Raw genomic sequence first — 21,023 nt, forward strand, 5'->3', positions numbered from 1 at the left:
TCAATTGACCCTAATCTGCATTATTCTGATGGTGTGTGGTATGAGGACATAGTGAACGCAAAACCACTAAGGCAGTAGGCCTCTTGTACCACAGACATGCAGACGGTACAGCGGGCCGAACCGCAGAATTTCGAGCGGGTTCTCACCTCGATGTGTACCGAACCCCATCCCAAGGCCAGAGCGGCGGCCGAGCGGTTTCTGGCGACCAACCCCGGCGACCCGGGGACGTACCAGACAGTCGCAGAACTCGAAGAGCAGGCCGTGGGGATGCTCGGAGAGATTGCCGGACTCTCGGATCCGTCGGGATACATCACCAGCGGGGGGACAGAGGCGAACATTCAGGCGGTACGGATCGCTCGCAACCACGGCGATAGCTCCTCGCCAAACGTCGTCGCACCCGAGAGCGTGCACTTCAGTTTCCGGAAAGCCGCCGAACTGCTCGGCGTCGAACTCCGGACTGCACCGACGACTGACCACCGCGCCGACCTGGAGGCGATGAACGAACTCATCGACGACGATACTGTCGGCGTTATCGGCGTCGCCGGGTCGACAGAGTACGGCGTCGTCGACCCGATTCCCGAAATTGCAGAACTGGCCGAAGACGCCGGTGCAGTCTGTCACGTCGACGCTGCGTGGGGCGGCTTCTATCTCCCGTACGCCGATTACGACTGGAACTTCGAGGATGCGGCCATCGATACGCTGACCATCGATCCACACAAGGGCGGGCAGGCGGCGGTCCCCGCCGGGGGGTTGCTCGCCCGGTCGCAGGAACTGTTCGACGATCTGGCCATCAACACGCCGTATCTCGAATCGACCTCCCAGATCACGCTGACCGGCACTCGCAGCGGCGCGGGCGTCGCCAGCGCAGTCGCAGCGATGGAGGCGCTGTGGCCGGTCGGCTACCGCGAGCAGTACGAGCGGGCGATGGACAACGCCGAGTGGCTAGCCGAGGCACTCGCCGACCGCGGCCACGAAGTCTTCGGCCCGGAATTGCCGCTGGTGACGGCGGATCTCTCGGTACCGATGACTGACGAACTCCGCGAGCGCGGCTGGCGAGTCTCCAAAACCGGTGCGGGCGAGATGCGCATCGTCTGTATGCCCCACGTCACGCGGTCGATGCTTCGTTCGTTCGTGGCTGATCTTGACTGGTACTAGCATCCGGCGGCTTTGCCGCCGGTTCTTCGGACGCGAACTGTGAGGCCGAGCGAAGTGAGGCCTCGATAGCGAACGGCGAAGCCGTGAGCAGTGAGCGTCCGGCCTTTTTAGCCCAGATTTTTCGACGAGTGGTCGGTGAGCGGGTTGCGGGTATCGTCCGCAACCGCATTCCGTGGCAGCTCCGCCGCCACGCGAGCGAACCGACCCGAGGATGAAAAAGGTGGTCTCGTATGCCCCACGTCACGCGGTCGATGCTTCGTTCGTTCGTGGCTGATCTTGACTGGTACTAGCATCCGGCGGCTTTGCCGCCGGTTCTTCGGACGCGAACTGTGAGGCCGAGCGAAGTGAGGCCTCGATAGCGAACGGCGAAGCCGTGAGCAGTGAGCGTCCGGCCTTTTTAGCCCAGATTTTTCGACGAGTGGTCGGTGAGCGGGTTGCGGGTATCGTCCGCAACCGCATTCCGTGGCAGCTCCGCCGCCACGCGAGCGAACCGACCCGAGGATGAAAAAGGTGGTCTCGTATGCCCCACGTCACGCGGTCGATGCTTCGTTCGTTCGTGGCTGATCTGGACTGGTATTAGACTGTGAGATCGACTGGCTGCCAGCCTGCGGGCTGGTCGGGCAGCCCTTCGGTTCGGATCTCGTAGCCGTCCTCCGTTCCACGGATCTCGATTGCGCCGTCACAGATCGATTTGAGGGTGTACTCGACCTGTGGGCTGTGCATCGTCGGATCGAGAACGAACGAACCGAAGCCATCAGTCGCCCTGATCCGGCCCCCGAGGGTATGGGTAAACCGGATGACCGTCCGCAGTTCTGTGTAGAGCAACAGAAGCGACAGCGAGTCGAAACAGGAGCGGAGGCGGGTGATCCCGTCCTCGTTGAGGGCACTCGATAGAATCGAGAAGTCGATACTCATGCCCGTGAGATCGCCCGTGCTGGAGACGGCTTCCATCCGAGCGGCAGTTTCGGATTCGATATCTGCTCGTCCCGTCGCGTCGACGATACCGACCCGGCTCATCTCCAGATCGGGATAGGCCGCCACGGTATCGGCCGCCAGCGACCGGCCGCTGGTACTCGTCGAGACGAGGACCGCTCCTTCGTCCTGTTCCGGATCGAGTTCCAGCGTGAGCCGCCGAGCCAGTTTCGAGGCCGCCCGGCCCGGTCCGGTCACCAGGACCGAAGAGCCGGAGCGGATCGGTTCGAGTGGCAGCTCAGGGAAGCGAAACGCCGTAGTCATGCGTCAGCACCTCCGGCAGCGAGGAGATCACCGGCGAGCGTGGCGAGTCGGCCGAGATACGTCCTGTCTGCGGCATCGAACGTTCGCGGCTCGGTCCCGTACACAGAGAGCACTCCCACTGCCTCCCCGTTGGGGTGGTGGATCGTCGCGCCGAGATACGAGACGATGCCGTTCTCGTGGATGGCGTTGATATCGGCAAAGCGGGGATCGGTTCGGGTATCTTCGACGCCGAGTACCTGCTGGTCGGCCGTAAGCGCGTGTGTCGCGAGCGATTGCTCTCGGAGTTTCGGGGTTCGGTTCGGCCCGACTGCGGTCAGCACTCCCACCTCGTCGCGGTAGACGACCACGATTGCGGCGGAGTCGAGACCGAAGTGGTCGGCCGCGAGTCGGGTGACTCGCTCGAACGGCTCCGTATCAGTTCGCTCTGCGAACGTCTCCGCGGTGTCGAGGCGGTCCTGCTCGGTCTCGGGGACCGGATGTGCCGCCTGCGTCTGCTCGATTCCCGTCTGTTGGATCAACGCCCGGAGCGTCTCCGTCGCTTCCGGTGCTTCCTTCGGGACGAAATCGACGATCACGTCCTCGAAGGAGTCGGTGTCGACACTCTCCGAGCGGGTGTAGAGAATACAGCCACAACCCGGATTGTGCTCGCGTGCGAGCGCGACCAGTTCGAGGCCGTTGCCGTCGTCGAACTCGTAGCCCGTGACGAGTACTGTCGGTGGCTCGCGTTCGATCAACTCAGTCGCGGCCGAGACAGAGTCGGCCGTTCGTACGTCCCCGTCGAACGCCTCAGAAATGAATTCGGCTGTCTCCGACCGCGTCGCCTCGTCGTTGTCCACAACGAGCACCCGTAACGTCTCCATACCGCTGTCCATGCATTCCTGACGGATATAGTTGACCAGATTCGGTGCTCTGCCGGATTTACTCGATTTCGGCATCGACGACAACATGGGAGACACCCTCGCTGTAGCCTTTGACTGTCCGCGTCTCGATGCGCTCGACGGTTCTTCCCGCCCGCTCGACGGCCTCGCGGAGACGCCGTTCCGGTCGATCCGGAACGAGTTCTTCCGGCGTCGCCTCGTGCATGTGAACGGTTCCGCTCGGTCCGAGCGCCGCTAACGCGCTGTCGAGATACTCGTAGGCGTCGTAATAGCCCATCACGATCCGGTCGAAACTGAACTCCTCGCCGCCCTCGGCGATCACGTCACGGCAGTCTGCCCGATAGGTCTCGACGGACTCCTGGACACCATTTCTGACGACGTTCTCGACGAGATAGGCGAAGGTCGTCGGACTGTGTTCGATCGCAGTCACGTGCGCGCCCGACCGGGCCATCGGCAGCGCGAAGTAGCCGATGCCCGCGAACATGTCGAGCACCCGTTCGTCCGGACTGACGACATCGCCCATCCGCGCTCGTTCGGCCTTGTTGCCCGGAGAGAACATCACTTCGGCGAGATCCACGGCGTAGGTCGTCCCGTGTTCCTGATGAACCGTCTCGGTATCGCCCGCGCCAGCGATCACCTCGACATCCGGTTCGCGGTGCTGGCCGGAGATCCCGTTGCGAGCCAGCACCGTATCCGCGCTGCCGTGCATCGCCAGCAGCGCCTCGCCGACTTCCTCCGGGCGTGGACAGTCGCCGACATCGACCAGCACGACCGTTCCGATGACAGCCCACGATCCGGGCGCGGCTTCGAGTTCCTCGTCGGTCCAACCCACGTCCCGGAGGTGATCCGAAAGCGTCTGCAGGCGCGGTTCACCCGCTTCCTCGATGACCTCCCGGACCGGCGTCTCTTCCGGTGGTGCGGTCACCGGAATCGCTACCGTCTCCGATCCGCACTCGTAGACACTCCGAGAATCGTCGTAGATGCCCTCGACACGGAGCGCGCCGATAGCCGCCTCGGCGCGTGGCTTTTCGACGACTGCCGCTAACTCTCCCATTGCTTGGCGATTCTCGGGTCCCCCCTGATATATATGATTCGCTGTCCTGCCGGATGGGTTCGAGTCAGCTAGGCGAAACTATTATGATTAATCATGATGTATACTCACATAGCCATGACGCCAGACCGACTGCGTGAACGACTCGAAGAGGCGGAGGGACGGATCGATCCGGTCGAGTACGCCGAGGCGTTGCAGTACGTCCGTGAAGACGGCCGATAGTTCCCGCTGATCTGTCGATCTGTACGGATCGCGTAGCGACAGCTGGCGCGGGATTTTAACACGCACCTCCCCGTGGGTAGCGGTATGCAACTCGACTCGGTTCGCGTGCTGGATCTGAGCCGACTGCTTCCAGGGCCGTACGCCACGCAACTGCTCGCCGACGCCGGTGCCGAGGTAATCAAAATCGAGGACACGGGATCGGGCGATTACGCTCGTGCCATGCCGCCGTACACCGACGAGGGGGTCGGTGCCGTCTTCGATGCGGTCAACCGCGGCAAGAAAGGCGTCGCGCTGGATCTCAAATCCGAGGACGGTCAGGAGGTGCTCTACCGACTCGCCGAGGATGCCGACGTGGTTCTGGAAACCTTCCGCCCCGAAGTCGTCGACCGACTCGGCGTCGATTACGAGCGGCTCCGGGCGGTCAACGAGGACCTCGTCTACTGTTCGCTGACTGGCTACGGACAGGGTGGGCCGCTGGCTGACCGCGTGGGTCACGATCTGAACTACGTCGGTCGCGCGGGCATGCTCGATCTCGTCCGGGAGGACAAAGATTCCCGTCCGCAGATTCCGGGCTACACCGTCGCCGATATGGCTGGGGGGCTGTTCGCCGCGTTTAGCATCGTCTCGGCGCTGCTCTCGCGTGAACTCGGCTCGGGTGGCGGGGAGTACATCGACGTGTCGATGACCGACGTGGTGCTTTCGTTCTCGCAGGCAGTCGTCCAGCCTGTTTTCGAGGGCGAACAGCCTCCACCGGGCGAGGGCGAACTCAACGGCGGCTATCCGTGGTACGATGTCTACGAGACTGCCGATGGCGAGTACGTCACTTTCGCGGCGCTGGAACCGCAGTTCTATCGGGCGTTCTGTGAAGCCATCGACCGCGAGGATCTCATCGGTGCACATATGACCGACGACGACGCCGAGCGCGAGGCGCTTCGTGCTGAACTGACCGATATCTTTTCGGCCAGAACTCGCGAGGAGTGGCTCGAACACCTCGACGGCGTCGAGGCCTCTGTCGAACCGGTGTACACGCTCTCCGAGGCCATCGAAGATGAGCAGATCGCATCCCGCGATCTGATCTGGGACGAGCGTCGTCCCCGGATTGGATTCCCTGCACAGGGATCAGATGTGCCGACAGATCGAGGCCGACCGGTGCCCGGACAGGGCGAACACACGGCCGAAGTTCTCCGTGCGGCCGGCTACGACGACGAGGACCTCGACAGCCTCGCCGATGCGGGGACGATTGTGCGCGAGTAGCCGTCGACCTAACTCGAAGACAGAGCGGGGAACGGCAGTGGCGGTCGGTACGGAAACGGGAAAGCGGCGGGGAGCCGCTTTCGACTGGGTGGGGCGGGGGCGGCAGTCAGATGCCGCCAGCATCTGATTCGGTCGGCGCACACATAACCGCCGACGACGGCTTTCTTGCTCAGAAACACACCACAAAATTTATACTGAATCTCAGATTTGTTCCGACCGGCCGAACCAATAGAATAAAACCACAACCGTCTGTACCCCGATTTAATGATGGACGACAGGGACGCGCTCCGGCGCTCGCTGATCGGTGCGGGAGTGGCTGGACTGTTTCTACTCATTGCGTACGTCACAGTCGTATTTTTGGCCGTTCTTGTCTTTACGATCTTCCTCTATTATGCGGTTCGACCGATCTTCCGGTTTCTCGATCGGTTCGACCTCGGCCGCCGAGTCCGCGCTGGACTCTCGATAATCCTCTTTGGGTTACCCTTTGCGGCCCTTCTCGGCTACACTATCGCCGTCATCGTCAGCCAACTCAGGGAACTGCTGCTCGAACGGGGGATCATCGGACAGAGCTTCGACGGGCTAGCTGCAGAACTGAACGTCACCGAACTCGATCAAGTCTCTCTGGAAGAGATGGTCAGAGAGAGCGTGGCAAATCTCACGTCGGCCGCTGGACAGTTTCTCGATGTCGCGAGTCTGGCCGGCAGTATCTTCGTTCAGGCCTTGCTGATCATCACGGGAACCTACTACCTCCTCGTCGACGGCCCCCGACTCGCCGAGTGGTTTTTCGAGACGTACGACGACACGGGTATCGTCCGAAGCTATGTACAAGCCGTTGATGCTGAACTCTCGGTGACTCTGTTCGGGAACATCGTGAACATCTTCATCACGGCGACCATCTCGCTGATCACCTTCTACTCCTACAACTTCTTTGCGCCGGCGGGGGCCGCGGTCCCGTTCCCGGCACTGCTGGCCGCGCTCGCGGGGATGGCGAGTCTCATCCCGGTCATCGGGATCAAAATCATCTACATCCCGCTGTGTCTCGGTCTCTCGACCAGAGCCTGGCTGATGGGCCAACTCGAACTCCTCGGTCCGATTGCGGTCCTCGCCGTGGTCAGCGCGCTTTTCGTCGACTTCGTCCCCGATATCATCGTCCGGGCACAGGTGAGTGCGGACAAGACACACACCGGACTCCTGTTGGTCGCGTACATCGTCGGTCCAACGGTGTTCGGCTTTTATGGACTCTTTCTCGCCCCAATCGTGCTCGTCGCCACGACAAACGCGGTGACGATTCTGCTCCCCTACGCGCTATCCGGTGAGCGTCCCGACGTGCAACGGACTCTCGAGGAGTACCGCGACGGCTCGACCCCTGACGACGGTGACACGTGTGTGGACGAATCGACGGATTGAACGAGTAGTTTCGTTCGGCTGTCTGTACTACTAGACACCATCGGCGACCGGGGTCTGTATAGCTAGCATGTACCTCCAGGGGGTCGGGAGGCATTCGTTGGAGTATACACAGATGGCACAGACTGCATCCACGCCCAACGAGCGATATTCTCCAGCAGAACAGCCGCCGGCGCGAGAATCGACCGATCCCGAGGAGTTGCTCTCGCTGCTCGGTGACGAGTACGCGAGAGCCGTACTCGAAGCAATCGCACAGACGCCCCGGTCGGGGCGGGAAATCGTCGACGAGACGGGCTTCTCGAAGGCGACTGTCTACCGCCGACTCGACCGCCTCGAAGAGGCGGGACTGGTCGCATCGCAGACGGTCTTCGACCCTGACGGCCACCACCGCGAACGGTTCCAAACCACGTTCGAGGGCGCGACCTGCCGCTTCGGTCCCGACGGAATCGAGACGACGATTCATCAGACTGAGGATGATCGGTAAATATCTATATGCCTAGACGCTATGATTGGATATCAGTCTGAATGGATGGGATGAATATGAGCGACGGTTTCAGAGCGTGGGACTGGTTCACCCGACTATGACAGTAGACGAATCGTCGACACTACCGATCGAGCGGTATCCTGACCCCGCCTGTAGCTACGGCTTCGAGGACGGCCGTGCGGTTCTTCGAGCACGCAACGGTGAATTTGCGGATCTCGCTGATCTTTCAGTCGGGGACTCACTCGCGGACCTGTTCGGTGAGGAGCTACCCGTCGTCGGGGACCGGCCGTCTTTCGAGGACGGCGAGCGGGTCTGGGTTCGATATCCGGAGGCCGATGGGGAACACCGATATCTCGTCCGGATTATCCCGCCGGCCGACGACCAGCCGGGGCATCTCGTCTTCAACACGGTCTGTGACGAGGGCGACCAGCAGAACGTCGGCGTCGATCGGGTCGCGAGCGTCATCAGCCACGATCTCCGCAATCCACTCGATGTCGCCCGCGCCCGCCTGCGCGCTGGTCGTGAACTCGATTCCGAGGAACATTTCGATCACGTCGAGCAAGCACACGACCGGATGGAACGAATCATTCAGGATGTGCTGACACTCGCTCGCGGTGAGGATGTCGTCAACCCCGAAGAACAGGTCGATCTCGATGCGGTCCTCAAGACGGCTTGGCAGACCGTCGAGACGAACGACGCGACACTCGATGTCGCCGAGGAGTTGCCGACCGCGATTGCAGACCGGGATCGGGTGACCCGACTGTTCGAGAACCTCTTCCGGAATGCGGTCGAACACGGCCCCCCAGGACCCGAAGGGGACCACGAGATCACGATCACTGTCGGCCGCCTCTCCGATGGACTGTACGTCGCCGACGATGGCGTCGGTATCCCGCCGGAGAACCGTGAGCGGGTCTTCGAGCCCGGATTCACCTCCGACGACCACGGCACTGGGTTGGGGCTGGCTATCGTCGCCCGGATCGTCAACCTGCACGGCTGGTCGATCCGTGTCACCGACTCGGCGTCAGGCGGCGCACGCTTCGAGATTACGGGGCTCGACCCCGAGTGAGTTATGAAGGACCGATACGACGCAGCACCGATCGGGATTCTCGAAACGACCACTGACGGCGTCGTAACCGGCGCGAATCGGAGCGCGAAACGCTTGCTCGATCAGGAGCAACCGCGTGAGTGCCATCTCGACGATGTCTTCCCCCAATCCGTCGAGAACACTGTCCCCGCGGTTTTCGAGCGTTCGGAGCCGGAATCACGCGAGGTCGAGGAGTACTATCCGGAACTCGACCGCTGGTTCGATATCACGGTCGTCCCCGCGGAAGACGAAGTCACGATCTATCTCCAGGACGTGACCGACCGTTACCACGACCGCCAGCGAATCGAGCAGCTTCGGGGAGATATCGACCGTCTGACGGTTACAAACGGGCTGATCTCGGATATACTCGGTACGCTTGTCGATGCCTCTTCTCGGGAGGAAATCGCCGCGACGATCTGTGAGCGCCTGGGCGAGACGGATCTTTACGAGTTCGCGTGGGTCGGTGAACGCGAACTCGGCGGCGAGGAGATTCAGGTGCAGGCATCCTCTGGAACGCCCGGCCGGACGCTAGAAGCGATCGAAGAGATACTCGATACCGGAACGCCGCTGCCCGAACAGCAGGCGATCGAGACGGCGACGCCGGAGATTGTCCAGCCCCTCGGCGAGGACGAGTCGGTTCCGGAACCGATCCGTCGGGCGGCCTTCGCCGACGGGCTCCAGTCGCTGCTCGCGATTCCGCTCACCTACGGCTCGAACGTCTACGGTGTCGTCGGGATCTACGCCGCGAATCAGGAGGCCTTCTCACAGCGAGAGCGGGCCAGTTTCGAGACTGTCGGCGAAATGGCGGGCTTTGCGATCAACGCCAGCCGCCAGCGTAACCTCATCCAGTCGGATACGGTCGTCGAACTCACGATCGAATTCATCGACAGCGACGCTCCCCTGGTTTCGGTGGCGACGGCGACGGGCAGCCGGCTCGTCCTCGACGGACTCGTCGGGCAGGGCGGTGATCTCTACTGCTATCTGATCGTCGAAGACAGCGAGCCCGAACCCGTCGCAGATCAACTCGCCGATGCCCCCGAAGCCAGAGAGAGTCGGGTCATCAGCGCCACCGAGACCGGCGGCTCGCTGGAGGTCGATCTCACACCCGAAACGCCGCTCGGCACACTCGCTGCACAAGGAGTGACCGTCTCACACGCGGAGTACGAAGACGGTCGCGGGAGATGCACTGTCGAACTCTCCCCCGAAACAGACGTTCGTCGCGTCGCCGACGCCGTTACCCACGAGTACGACGGGCAGGTGGTCGCCAAACGCCGCCGCGAGCGTGAACTGACGACTCCACAGGAGTTCCGTGACGATCTGAGCGACCGACTGACCGACAAACAGGAGACGGCGCTCCGGACAGCCTTCTTCGCGGATTATTTCGAGTCACCGCGCGGTTCAACCGCCGAAGAGGTCGCAGACACGCTCGATATTACCGGACCCACGCTTCTCCATCACCTCCGTGCCGGCCAAAAGAAACTCCTCGCCGAGTTTTTCGAGACGACAGACCGGGAGTAAGCACCTTTATTGCGTCTCTTACCGCCCTTCTCTTTCGATACCCTCGAAGGTATCGAATAGCTGTTCGGCGTCGTCGAGTAGCCTGGTCGCTCGGTCGCGGAGTTGCTCGGTCCGTTCGACGACGGTCTGGTAGTCGTCGTGTTCGGTCCGTTTCTCCTCGGGCAGTTCCGTTTCGATGACGCTGCGTTTCGACGCGGCGCTGAAGTACTCGCCGAGGGTCTCGTAGCCAAGAATCTCACATTGCTGGGCGACGGCGTCGCGGATGTCCTCGCGGTCGACCGGTTTACAGAGATAGTCGTCGAAGGGCATGTCGAGCACGTCGAAGCCGGGGTCGATTGCCGTTACCATGATGACGCGGCCAGAGAACCCGGCTTCCGTGAGGCGGTCGAGCACCTCGTCGCCCGACATTCCCGGCATGTGGCGGTCGAGCAGGAGAATATCGATCTCGCCCGTCTCGATGTGGTCGAGCGCAGTCTGTCCGTCGTAGACAGTCTCGATGTCACAGAGGCCACGGAGTCGGAGGGCGTAGGCATCGGCGACCTCTTTCTCGTCGTCGACCAGCAGCGCAACCGGGAGGTCCTCTTCCGCTGTTTCGCTCATGAAACGTTCTCGGATATGGATTCGATAGCCATTGATATAATCCCTGCCATTATCGGCTCAGGGTTTTCGATCCGACCATCCACAAAGTGTTTTAGTTGGCACCCAGTCACATCTGGTATGAAAGCTGTCGTGCTCGCGGCCGGAAAGGGGACCCGACTTCGGCCATTGACCGATGAAAAACCCAAAGGGATGGTCGAGGTGGCCGACAAGCCGCTGCTTACCCACTGTTTCGAGCAGTTGATCGATCTCGGTGTCGACGAACTGCTCGTCGTCGTTGGCTACAAAAAGGAGATCATCATCGAACACTACGGCGACGAGTTCGAGGGGACGCCGATCACCTACGCTCACCAGCGCGATCAGAACGGCCTCGCGCACGCGCTGCTCACCGTCGAGGAGTACATCGACGAAGACTTCGTGCTGATGCTCGGGGACAACATCTTCCGGGCAAACCTCGAAGATGTGGTCAACCGCCAGCAAGAACAGCGGGCCGACGCCGCCTTCCTCGTCGAAGAGGTGCCCTACGAGGAGGCCAGCAGGTACGGCGTCTGTGATACCAACAAGTACGGCGAAATCGTCAACGTGATCGAAAAGCCCGAGGATCCACCGTCGAATCTCGTCATGACCGGCTTCTACACCTTCAGTCCGGAGATTTTCCACGCCTGTCATCTGGTTCAGCCGTCCGCCCGCGGCGAGTACGAGATCAGCGAGGCGATCGATCTGCTCATCCAGTCCGGCCGGACCATCGACGCAATCCGGATGGACGGCTGGCGTATCGATGTCGGGTATCCCGAAGACCGTGACGAGGCCGAGCGCCGACTGACCGAGGGGGCCGACGACGGGGCCGAAAACGCCACAGACGAGACGGCTGACACCGACGAAGACCCGACGGAGAGTTGAATGAGCGAGACGACCGAGTTAGTCGAACGCTCGCTCTCGGCGGAGACGGCCGAGCAGTTCATGACTCGGGTCAACCAGCAGGCCGACCGACTCCGTGAGGCGATCCGTGCTGGCACGCTCGACAATCCCGACTTCGCTGTCGGACTGGAGATGGAGGTCTACTGCGTCGACGCCGATGGTCGACTCGCCGACGTGCCCGACGACACTTACGCCGCCGGTGCGACCAAGGAACTGGGCGTTCACAACGCCGAGATCAACACTGACCCCGACACCTTCGACGACGCGGGACTCGGCGCACAGGCCGACCGGATCAGCGCACAGTTCGGTGCTGCCGACGATGCCGCGGCGACCGAAGACTATCGGCTCGTCAGCGATGCGATGTGGACTGTCCCGCCCGAAACAGGGAGCGAAGCCTATCTCGGGACGACCGAGGATCGAGAGGGAGTTGTCTTCGCGACCAACATGCGGGCTGATCCACGGTACACTGCGCTGGACAACGAGACGCTCCGGCTCTGTGACGGCGCAATCGAGTTCGATGTCCCGGGAGTCGACCGGACCTTCCCGTCGATTCTGTTCGAGTCACTGGCCACGTCGATCCAGCCACATCTCCAGATCCCCCGCGCCGAGGAGTTTCCGGCGTACTACAACGCGGCGATCCGAACTCTCGGTCCCGTGCTCGCGCTGTCGACGAACTCGCCGTTTCTCCCGCCGGATCTGTACACCGACGTTTCGGATCCGGAGGGACTCGTCGACGAGACCCACCACGAACTCCGCATCGCGGCCTTCGAGCAGTCGATGAACGCGACGCCGTCGCCGAAAGTCCGCGTTCCCGCAGATATCGACAGCGCCGAGGAGACGGTCGACCGCGTCGTCGAAGACGACCTCTTCGCCCCGTTTCTCCGTGAGTGGATGGCCGACGAACCTCGGGAGTCGTTCGCCGACGAGAACTGGGAGTTCGACTACAAGCGGTCGACCTATTGGCGGTGGCTCCGCTGTGTCGTCGGCGGCGATCCGGTCGGCGACGGCGACGAGCGCTCACTGCGGATCGAGTACCGCCCGATTCCGACGCAGCCCACCACGAACGATGTCGTCTCGATGCAGTGGCTCACGGTCGGACTGATCCGCGGCCTCGTCGAGACGGACCACCCCCTCGCGGACCTGCCGTGGGAGCTCGCCCGCGAGAGTTTCTACAACGCCGTCCGGGATGGACTGGCGGGCGAACTGCACTGGCTCACAGCGGCCGGTGAGCAGACCACCGATCAAGCGTTGATCTTCGACGAGGTGTTCGAGATTGCGCGTGCGGGACTCGACGCGGCCGGCGTCAGCGACCAGCGAATCGAGTCGCGTCTCCGACCGCTCGAACAGCGCTTCGAGACCCGAACGACGCCGAGCGTCTGGAAACGCGAACGAGTTCGTGACAGACTGCAGGCCGGCGACGACCTCTCGACGGCGATCACGACGATGCAGCGGGAGTACATCCAGCGGAGCCGCGACACTGACTCCTTCGCCGAGTGGATCTGAGTCGTCTTTTTGTTCAGAGTTCGTGACCGCAGGCGCACTGGCCCAGACAGTAGGTCGTCTCGTACTCGCCAGCGATTTGCTCGATACTCGCCGCTGTCTCGCCGTTACTCTCGCGACGTACCGGCGCGGCCGTCGCTCCGTACGGCTCCGCCCCGACATCGAGTCGGTCGACAATCTCCCGACGCTCGCTGTCGATCACCGCGACTTCGTCGTCCGTCTGGACGGGGACGTACAGTTTTGACCGAGCGACGTTCCACGACCCGACGAACGCGCGGCCGCCGAGATCCAGTCGATCGTCGACCTCGCCGGTCGCCAGATCGATCACGGTCACGTCTGCCGTCTCGCGGGTGAAGACGTAGCCGTACTCCGAGTTCGGACCGATTTCGCTCGTGAGTGGTCCCCGGCCCAACCCGTCTGCGGGAGCAATCCGAGCCATCTCGACGGGATCAGCCGGATCGCTCACGTCCCAGAGACTCTCGCTGCCGCCGTCGCCGCCGTTGTTCTCGACTAACAGCGTCGAGCCGTCCCACGAGACCGTCCCCATCCACGGCTCGACCGCGGAACCGTCGCCGCTCTCGACAGCGACCTGCCGGACGACCTCGAAGGCCTCGATGTCGATCACGGTGAGCGTGTCGCCGAACAGATCGGGGACGTACGCGTACTCGCCGTCGGGGTGGATCGTCACGTCGCAGGGGCCGGGACCGTCGTTATCGCCGCGACCACCCTCGGAGGAGCGGTCGAGTTCTGCGGTAATCTCACCGAAGGATTCCGAGTCGCGGTCGGCGTCGAGTCGAAGCTGTCGGTGGGCGGGTTCGCGCGCGCTGACGACGATATACTCCCCGTCGGGGGTCTGCTCCTGCCAGTTCGCTCCCGAGCCGGTTTCGACGTGACCCTGTTGCTCGAAGGAGCCGACGTCGACAGCCCGCACGCCGTCGTCGACGTTGAGCCAGAGGGAATCCGACGGCTCTTCGATCAGCTGTGGGGTGAACTGATTCGAGGGGAAGGAGGAAGTCAGCCCGATGGATCGTGTCCCGACGACCGAGTCTGTCTCGCTGTCGATCACGCTCACCGTTCCGTCGCCGGTGTTGAAGACGTAGACTGTCGATCTGTCGACGACGGCTTGCTCGGGATCTGTTTCGTCACTGTTGGTCCCACCGTCACCGAGACAGCCCGCTGTCGCTGCTGTTCCCGCCGCGGCCGACCCGGCGAGGATCGTCCGTCGGGAAATCGCCGGCCGGGGTACATCGCTGTCCGAGGCGTTCGGATAAATGGGGTCGTCCATTCGTGTGTGGGTTCGGTGGCGTCCTACTAAGATGTGGGCTGCTCTGTACCGGCTCCGCATAACCGATGTGTGAACGCGAGAGCCGATCCGATTACACCTGTGCCCTCGATTGGTTCTCTCTTTAACGCCTTTCGATGGAAGGTGGAAGGCCTTTGCGTGTGCAGACCCGATATAGAGGAGATGGCACCTCAAGAAGTTCAACCTGACGCGCAGTGGGATTCACTCTATATCGACGGACAGTGGCGCGAGGCGACCGGCGGTGAGACGATCCCCGTCGAGAACCCCGCGACACGTGAGTCCTTCGCAGAAGTACCGGCGGCGACCGTCGACGATGTCGACGAGGCTTACGAGGCCGCCGACCGCGCACAGGACGACTGGGCGGCACTCGACCGCGAGGAGCGACTGGAATACGTCGAGGAGATGCGCGACCTCATGCAACAGAAATTCGCCGAGGTCGTCGAACTCCTTGCGAAAGAATCAGGAAGTGCGCAGGGGAAAGCGCAGGGTGAGGTCGGCATCTCTCTTTCCGATTTCGAGTCGGCAATCGACGTCGAGCCGCCCGCAAAGGAAGAACGGGACTCGGTCTTCCACAGCGACAAGACCCACCATATCGTCCAGGAGCCAGTCGGCGTGGTCAGCATCATCTCGCCGTGGAACTATCCCCTCCACCTCACGACGCGTGCGCTCGCTCCCGCCCTCGCGCTGGGCAACACTGTCGTCATCAAACCGGCGACAGACACGCCGATCATCGGCGGGCTGATGCTCGCCAAAATCGCCGACGAAGCCGGCCTCCCCGACGGTGTCGTCAACGTCGTGACGGGCCGTGGCTCGGAGATCGGTGACCGCGTCGCGGGTCACCCGGTCCCGCGCGTGCTCGCGTTCACTGGCTCGACGGGCGTCGGCAAGTCCGTCGCCGGCCAGGCTGGTGAGAACCTCACGATGCCGACGCTGGAACTCGGCGGGAACGGCCCCTTCCTCGTCACCGAGGATGTCGATGTCGAGCAGGCCGCCAAGATCGGTGCGGTCGGCTCCTTCACCCACCAAGGCCAGGTCTGCATCTCGATCAATCGCCATCTCGTCCACGAGGAGGTCTACGACGAGTACGTCGACCATCTGGTCGACTATGCAGAGTCGCTGACGGTCGGCGATCCGATGGACCCCGATACCGACTTCGGGCCGATCATCAACGAGACCCAGCGCGACGATCTGCTCGAATACGTCGAGGAGACCGTCGAGCAGGGCGCAACACTCGAAACCGGCGGCGAGGCCGACGAGTTGTTCTTCCAGCCGACGGTGCTCTCGGACGCGGAAAACGACATGGCTGCGGCGTGCAACGAGCACTTCGGCCCCGTCGCGCCGGTCATCCCGATTTCCTCGGACGAAGAGGGTATCGAGGTCGCCAACGACACCGAATACGGCCTCGCGGCCGCGGTCAACTGCAACGACGAACAGCGCGGCTACGAACTGGCTTCCCAGATCGATGCCGGGATGGTCCACGTCAACGATCATCCGATTCAGGACGAGCCGAACGCGCCCTTTGGCGGGATGAAAAGCTCCGGCCTGGGCCGGTACAACGGCGAGTGGGTCGTCGACAAACTCGTCGAGCCGAAGTGGATCTCCGTCCAGCACGAGGACCGCGAGTACGACCTGCTGTAGTCGGGCGACCGCGGGCAGTTTGAGTAATTCGGAAGCCTTTTATTGGTTTCCCGGTGTACAATACAATGCAGACAACGAGCGCGCTGGTGGTGAGCAGACGACACGTCTGCGAGGCTCAGCGTGAACGAAGTGAGCGCTGGTGGTGTAGTGGTATCACAGGACCCTGCCACGGTCCTAACCCGAGTTCAAATCTCGGCCAGCGCACTACCACTTTTTCCTCTCGTTCGAAAGACGCGAAGCGTCTTTCGTGATGACGAGAGAGCTTCGCTCTCTCGAACCACTTCGGGTTTCCTCGGTCACCTTCGGTGACCTGCGGGAACCGCGTGGCGGCTTCGCCGCCACGTCATGCAGTTGCGGGCGACGCCCGCAACTCGCTCAGTCAGAAAAACTTGGGGAAAAACTACCTCAGCGTTCGCTGCTCACGGCTTCGCCGTTCGCTTCCGAGGTCTCACTCCGTTCGACCTCGCACCGCTCACGCTGAGTGAACCGCGCTCGTTGCACTCGCGCGGATGCTGGTATTGGAGCCGAATCAGCGAGTCCCAGCCCGCACGGTGTACCTTCTTCCGATGCTACGCAGTGAGCGATCACTCTCTGTATCGGTCACGACTGTCCTGCGGTGGCTGTCGTCCGTGCCTGCTGTTTCGACGGAAACAACTTGGCAATCACTCAGTGATCGTGCTCGTGGCTATGCCAGCCGTTCGCCTGGTTGAAATGCAACATGTGCTCGGTTCCGTCTTTCGTAATTGTGACTCTCTCGGTCATCGGTCCCGGCGTCTCCGGCGTCGTAACCTCCTCGAACGCATCACTGTCTTGTAATTCCTCGACTTCCTCGGAGGTCAGGGGTCGGTCCGGGAGCACATCACTCAATGCCATAGATACACCCGTGTGTCGCTGAGTTATGTTCTTTTCTGATCCTCGAATATCTTGCATTCCCGCGGTACCGAACTGTCTGCTGTCGAGCCGAGTCATCACTTCCGGCAGACTCTCGCTCGAAGACCTCACTCCTCCCGAACTCTGAGATAGGTCGTGTACTCAGTCCGGATGAGCTTCTTCCGTTCGGAGTCGATGCCCAGCAGTTCGTGAGCTGTCTGCTCTGCCAACTGCGGATACTCCCGCTTCGCTCGCTTGTCGGTGCTCAAAATCTCCAGTACGTCGCCGTCGTCGAGGTCTTCGAGCGCTCGCTGGACGCGCGCGATACCGTTCGCACAGCCGGTCCCGCGGTTGTCGACCGAGAGGTCCGGTTCGATATCCGGGAGTTCCGACGACACCTCCGTCTCAGTCATCGTCGCTCACCTCCTGTGAGCCGCCGAGTTCCTCCAGATCACAGACGCCCTCGATGGGAGAGCAGGCCCGCCACATCGGGCAGAGCTTGAAGATCACGAAGAGAGTGGCGACCAGTCCGAGCTTTCCGACGATAGCCAGCCCGAAAACCGACTGGAGATAGACCTGGAGATTCCAGCCGAACAGCGCGTAGGCCTGATAGAGCCCCGTCAGGAGAATCGTCGGAAAGATGAGTCGGACGGCCCAGCGGAACCGTTCGAGCTGTTGGCCCGCCGCACGGACGACCGGCACCGTCGGCGACTCCTGTCCGGTCGGGACGGCGACGAAGATGTTCCAGACTGCGCCGCCGATCCAGAAGGCGAACGCCAGCAGGTGAAGTGTTCGGACCGCCGCCTCTCCGGCCGTCCCGCGGCTGAGGGCGACCTCCGCGACGGCCGTCGCGCTCAGGACGGCCACAGCGAGGCCGAACGCAGCCAGCCCACGCGGACTGCGAAACTGCTCGTCGATCGAAGAAGACCCGACCAGCGACGCGCCGAGAGCGAACACCAGCGCGGTGAACAGCGCCGTCACCGTCGCCGGAACGACCGTACCGGGGACGGCAAGCCAGTACCGCGCGAGGACCCCGACGCCGGTGAGAGCGAGCACTCCCGTCGCGAACAGGAGAATCGAACCGAACCGGTCATACATCCGCCCGCAGTACGATTCCGTTCCCTCGTCGAGGTCTTGGGGCCGAACGAAGCCGTGTTTCCAGCCGAGGCCGCCGACGAGCACCCCCAGCGTGACGAGATATCCCCACTTCGCCAGCACGGTCAGCAGCGATCCGAAGCCGCTGAGTCCGAGCGTGAGTGCTGTGCCGAGCAGCGAGGCGAGCAGAATGATCGCCAGCGCGACCTTCGGGAGGGTGTACCTGTCGAATAGCGCCTCGGAGGGTTGTTCGATGGGTTCGTGCCGAGGCTGTGCCATCTCGTCCTCTGTTTCTCCGGTCGTGCCCAAGTTTCTCGTGTCGAAGATCTTCGCCCGCAGAGCCATGTCCGCGGTGACCGAACGTCGAGTATGAGCAATGGGGTCGCGACCGAGAACACCGCGACGGTCGAGTGGCGACCGTTGCCGGCGGATCGGCTGGACGCGCCGCTGGTCTGGACGGGGCCGTACGTCGAGTGCAAACTCGAATATCCGATACTCGAACCGACCTGTCTCGGCGACCAGTTCTTCCCCGACTCGATTCCGTACGAGTCCGACACCGAACACCGTGTGTTCTACTGGCGCCGTCGTTTCCCAGATGTCTTTCCCCGCCCCGAGAGGTGGACTGGCGTCTGTGCGACGACGCACGAACTCGCGGCGCTGACGGCGGACTCGTCGCACACACTCTCCCTCACTCAGTCGACTCCTGAGGGAGACGAACTGGTCGTCGACGGAACGATAGTCGGTGACTCGAAGACTGCCCTCGTCTCCGAGTGCTCGCCGCCGACTGTCGAACTCCGTCGGGCCTCCGACGAGGCGGTCGAACTGGCCCTCGATGGCGAGTCTGCTCGGATCACGGCTGGCGACCGCGAGAGGATCGAACTCTCACGGCGAGTCGTCGAGACCGAATACGGATCGGCCATCTCGGCGACACCGGAACTCACTGTCCGGTTCCCTGGCCGGCGGACCATCTACCATCCGGGCGAGGAGTACTGCCTGTTCCCCCCGTTCGGACTCGACCTCGCAGAGATACCGAACCCCCTCGAAGTGCCGACAGCCCGTGGCGAACTCGATCACGACCGACTCGCCTCCGCGGTCGGTATCGACATCGCGGCTCGCCCGTATCCCGAGCGAATCCTCTGGCAGGCGTTCGCAGTCACGGCGTTCGATCCCCACGCCACCACGGCCGAAATCGCGCAGTTTCCCTCCGGCGAACTCGCTGTTCGATCCTGATCGCGAGCGATCCTTCGGATCGGAGGCGACCGACGTTCAGTCTGCCGTCACCGAGAGGCGGGGGTGCTGGTCGGCGTCGCCGTCGAGGAACTCCTTGAGAACCTGTCCCTCTGCGCGGTGGAGAATCTCGCTACAGGTCGACTTGGCGATGCCGGCCTCCTCGGCCAGTTCGACGAGGGTAATCCGACGGGGCGTGTCGTAGTACCCCTGCTCGACGGCTTCCTGCAGCAGCCACTCCTGGCGGTCGGTCAACAATGGCTCTTCACTCTCAGTTTCCTGCTGAATCCGCTCGACGGTGTAGGAGATGCCGAACGAATCGAGTGTGTCGCCGAGCGTCGAGAGCTTCGCCTGCGGGACCGTCGTTTCGAGTTCCAGAACCCCGTCGCTGAGTTCGAGCGGGAAATCCAGCGGAATGCCCGCGGTCTGAATCGCGTTCAACAGTACCGGCACTGTCGTTTCGATCTGCAGACGGCACCGCTGGGGGTCGCGGTCGGTCACGACGACGCCGGTCACTGCCTCGTAGGTCTCCAGTTGCTCACAGACCGCCTCGACGTCGGCACCCAGCAGTTCGAGCCGAGCAACGCCCGTCTCGTCGTTGGCCGTCGCTGCGTGGATCCGAAATCGGATCTGCGGGTACTCCTGGGACAGTTCACTGAGCCAGACATCTTCCGGGACCGTGATCGAGAGGTGTGCGTATGGCATTGTTCTCCGTGAGCGGCCAACTGCGGCCGTGATCTCACACAATTGTTTTAGGCAACCCTAAAAGTATATTGGCAGGCAGGTGTTCGGGGGTGGTTTATATGTTTTATATGTGCGGTACGCCCGATGTGGTCACGGGTGCCGCCGGGATGGGAGTCGGGCCGCACGTTCTCTCTGCGTCTCACTGGATATACAGCGAGTAGAGGATGACGGCGAGACCGAGCGCGACGAAGATGCTGTTGATGAAGACGCCAATTTCCAGCGAGACCGACAGTAGCTGATTCGCAACGCCGGAGACGACCGCTCCGAGCGTGATGATACCGAAGCCGATGCTCAGCGCACGGAGCGATTTTTCGCCGGTCCGACGATAGGCTTTCACCGCGATGTAGGTGATTCCGCCGCCGAGCAGGAGGATCACCGTCTTGATGACTGCAATCGCCGTCGCAATTTCACTCATAGCTCCTCACCCATCATCGACCAGATATCTGCGAGGCGTTTGTCTGTCGTCTGGGCAACTCGCTCGATCTGGACCGAGAACTCGCCGGCGTCGTCGAGAGAGATCGTAACGTCCTCGAAGGAGCGCTCGTAGCGAGTGACTCGTCCGCCGTCGGGGTTGACTGTCTCTTGCTCGCGCAGTAGTGAGGCAGTACTGAGTAATTCCAGCTTTCGGTACAGCGTCGATTTCGGAATCTCACAGGCGTCGATGAGTTCGTTTGCGGTCATAGGTTCGATCGTCTCCCGGAGGATAGCGCGACAGTCGGGGTCGTCCAGTGCATCGAGTACCTCCTGGCACGTCGGTTCGTCGCCCGACGACGCGTGACTGTCTCCCATTGTTAGTGTCTTATTTCTCTGGAGATATTCTCTGCTTCGCATCTCGGAATCGGTGC

21 protein-coding genes and 1 tRNA gene are annotated in these 21,023 nt (G+C 62.3%); 11 read left to right on the forward strand and 11 right to left on the reverse strand.

Annotated features, from left to right (window positions below; genetic code table 11):
• Window positions 1–96: 96 nt before the first annotated feature.
• The gene (mfnA, locus tag V8P86_RS15800; protein ID WP_336328248.1) at window positions 97–1,155 is read left to right on the forward strand and encodes a tyrosine decarboxylase MfnA; all 1,059 of its coding nucleotides are present in this window, start codon (window positions 97–99) and stop codon (window positions 1,153–1,155) included.
• Between the two features lie 576 nt (window positions 1,156–1,731).
• Here the strand turns inward: mfnA and V8P86_RS15805 are convergent.
• The 3 genes from V8P86_RS15805 to V8P86_RS15815 are packed head-to-tail and all read right to left on the reverse strand — an operon-like array spanning window position 1,732 to window position 4,323.
• Window positions 1,732–2,391, reverse strand: a complete 660-nt coding sequence (locus V8P86_RS15805) for a DUF7504 family protein (RefSeq protein ID WP_336328249.1) — start codon at window positions 2,389–2,391, stop codon at window positions 1,732–1,734.
• Window positions 2,388–3,251 (reverse strand): GAF domain-containing protein, encoded by an 864-nt coding sequence (locus V8P86_RS15810; RefSeq protein ID WP_336328250.1) that lies wholly within the window; start codon window positions 3,249–3,251, stop codon window positions 2,388–2,390. The genes V8P86_RS15805 and V8P86_RS15810 overlap by 4 nt, the downstream gene beginning before the upstream one ends.
• Before the next feature lie 58 nt (window positions 3,252–3,309).
• Entirely contained in the window at window positions 3,310–4,323 is a 1,014-nt protein-coding gene (locus tag V8P86_RS15815; RefSeq protein WP_336328251.1) for a class I SAM-dependent methyltransferase, read from the reverse strand.
• A 303-nt stretch (window positions 4,324–4,626) separates the two neighbouring features.
• Between V8P86_RS15815 and V8P86_RS15820 the strand changes: the two genes are divergently transcribed.
• The 5 genes from V8P86_RS15820 (at window position 4,627) to V8P86_RS15840 (ending at window position 10,286) form a co-directional block, all read left to right on the forward strand.
• Window positions 4,627–5,796 (forward strand): CaiB/BaiF CoA transferase family protein, encoded by a 1,170-nt coding sequence (locus V8P86_RS15820; RefSeq protein WP_336328252.1) that lies wholly within the window; start codon window positions 4,627–4,629, stop codon window positions 5,794–5,796.
• 264 nt (window positions 5,797–6,060) lie between these two features.
• Complete coding sequence (locus V8P86_RS15825) at window positions 6,061–7,203, forward strand: AI-2E family transporter (protein WP_336328253.1); 1,143 nt, start codon at window positions 6,061–6,063, stop codon at window positions 7,201–7,203.
• 112 nt (window positions 7,204–7,315) lie between these two features.
• Window positions 7,316–7,684 (forward strand): ArsR/SmtB family transcription factor, encoded by a 369-nt coding sequence (locus V8P86_RS15830; protein ID WP_336328254.1) that lies wholly within the window; start codon window positions 7,316–7,318, stop codon window positions 7,682–7,684.
• 97 nt (window positions 7,685–7,781) lie between these two features.
• Window positions 7,782–8,750: a sensor histidine kinase gene (locus V8P86_RS15835; RefSeq protein WP_336328255.1), complete on the forward strand. Its 969-nt coding sequence runs from the start codon at window positions 7,782–7,784 to the stop codon at window positions 8,748–8,750.
• Window positions 8,751–8,753: 3 nt separating this feature from the next.
• Window positions 8,754–10,286, forward strand: coding sequence for a bacterio-opsin activator domain-containing protein (locus V8P86_RS15840; protein ID WP_336328256.1), 1,533 nt, complete (start codon window positions 8,754–8,756; stop codon window positions 10,284–10,286).
• 18 nt (window positions 10,287–10,304) lie between these two features.
• Here the strand turns inward: V8P86_RS15840 and V8P86_RS15845 are convergent, their stop codons facing one another.
• Entirely contained in the window at window positions 10,305–10,886 is a 582-nt protein-coding gene (locus V8P86_RS15845) for a response regulator (protein WP_336328257.1), read from the reverse strand.
• A 117-nt stretch (window positions 10,887–11,003) separates the two neighbouring features.
• On the opposite strand from V8P86_RS15845, the gene aglF reads away from it, so the two are divergent.
• Together aglF and V8P86_RS15855 are read left to right on the forward strand one after the other, a co-directional pair.
• Window positions 11,004–11,783, forward strand: coding sequence for a UTP--glucose-1-phosphate uridylyltransferase AglF (gene aglF / locus V8P86_RS15850; RefSeq protein ID WP_336328258.1), 780 nt, complete (start codon window positions 11,004–11,006; stop codon window positions 11,781–11,783).
• Window positions 11,784–13,304: a glutamate-cysteine ligase family protein gene (locus V8P86_RS15855; protein WP_336328259.1), complete on the forward strand. Its 1,521-nt coding sequence runs from the start codon at window positions 11,784–11,786 to the stop codon at window positions 13,302–13,304.
• A gap of 13 nt (window positions 13,305–13,317) precedes the next feature.
• Here the strand turns inward: V8P86_RS15855 and V8P86_RS15860 are convergent, their stop codons facing one another.
• Window positions 13,318–14,586 carry a YncE family protein gene (locus V8P86_RS15860; protein WP_336328260.1) on the reverse strand — a complete coding sequence of 423 codons (1,269 nt, stop codon included), beginning with the start codon at window positions 14,584–14,586 and terminating at the stop codon, window positions 13,318–13,320.
• A 180-nt stretch (window positions 14,587–14,766) separates the two neighbouring features.
• On the opposite strand from V8P86_RS15860, the gene V8P86_RS15865 reads away from it, so the two are divergent.
• Together V8P86_RS15865 and V8P86_RS15870 are read left to right on the forward strand one after the other, a co-directional pair.
• Window positions 14,767–16,242, forward strand: coding sequence for an aldehyde dehydrogenase family protein (locus V8P86_RS15865; RefSeq protein WP_336328261.1), 1,476 nt, complete (start codon window positions 14,767–14,769; stop codon window positions 16,240–16,242).
• A gap of 133 nt (window positions 16,243–16,375) precedes the next feature.
• Window positions 16,376–16,446 (forward strand) — tRNA-Gly (locus V8P86_RS15870).
• 462 nt (window positions 16,447–16,908) lie between these two features.
• Here the strand turns inward: V8P86_RS15870 and V8P86_RS15875 are convergent.
• From V8P86_RS15875 to V8P86_RS15885, 3 genes are all read right to left on the reverse strand, one after another.
• The gene (locus V8P86_RS15875) at window positions 16,909–17,115 is read right to left on the reverse strand and encodes a DUF7964 domain-containing protein (protein ID WP_336328262.1); all 207 of its coding nucleotides are present in this window, start codon (window positions 17,113–17,115) and stop codon (window positions 16,909–16,911) included.
• A gap of 125 nt (window positions 17,116–17,240) precedes the next feature.
• Window positions 17,241–17,525: a sulfurtransferase TusA family protein gene (locus tag V8P86_RS15880; protein WP_336328263.1), complete on the reverse strand. Its 285-nt coding sequence runs from the start codon at window positions 17,523–17,525 to the stop codon at window positions 17,241–17,243.
• The gene (locus tag V8P86_RS15885; protein WP_336328264.1) at window positions 17,518–18,486 is read right to left on the reverse strand and encodes a hypothetical protein; all 969 of its coding nucleotides are present in this window, start codon (window positions 18,484–18,486) and stop codon (window positions 17,518–17,520) included. The genes V8P86_RS15880 and V8P86_RS15885 overlap by 8 nt, the downstream gene beginning before the upstream one ends.
• Window positions 18,487–18,576: 90 nt before the next feature.
• Here V8P86_RS15885 and V8P86_RS15890 point away from each other — a divergent pair, with 90 nt between their 5' ends.
• Complete coding sequence (locus V8P86_RS15890; RefSeq protein WP_336328265.1) at window positions 18,577–19,437, forward strand: hypothetical protein; 861 nt, start codon at window positions 18,577–18,579, stop codon at window positions 19,435–19,437.
• Between the two features lie 36 nt (window positions 19,438–19,473).
• On the opposite strand, the gene V8P86_RS15895 is transcribed toward V8P86_RS15890, so the two are convergent.
• The 3 genes from V8P86_RS15895 to V8P86_RS15905 all read right to left on the reverse strand — a co-directional run bounded on the left by V8P86_RS15895 (window position 19,474) and on the right by V8P86_RS15905 (window position 20,967).
• A complete protein-coding gene (locus V8P86_RS15895; RefSeq protein ID WP_336328266.1) occupies window positions 19,474–20,139 on the reverse strand; it encodes a helix-turn-helix domain-containing protein in 666 nt (221 codons plus the stop codon).
• Window positions 20,140–20,317: 178 nt separating this feature from the next.
• Window positions 20,318–20,593, reverse strand: a complete 276-nt coding sequence (locus V8P86_RS15900) for a DUF7521 family protein (RefSeq protein WP_336328267.1) — start codon at window positions 20,591–20,593, stop codon at window positions 20,318–20,320.
• Window positions 20,590–20,967 (reverse strand): helix-turn-helix domain-containing protein, encoded by a 378-nt coding sequence (locus tag V8P86_RS15905; protein ID WP_336328268.1) that lies wholly within the window; start codon window positions 20,965–20,967, stop codon window positions 20,590–20,592. The genes V8P86_RS15900 and V8P86_RS15905 overlap by 4 nt, the downstream gene beginning before the upstream one ends.
• Window positions 20,968–21,023 lie beyond the last annotated feature (56 nt).

The organism is Halovenus anhuiensis (genome assembly GCF_037080055.1).
Classification (GTDB): Archaea; Halobacteriota; Halobacteria; order Halobacteriales; family Haloarculaceae; genus Halovenus.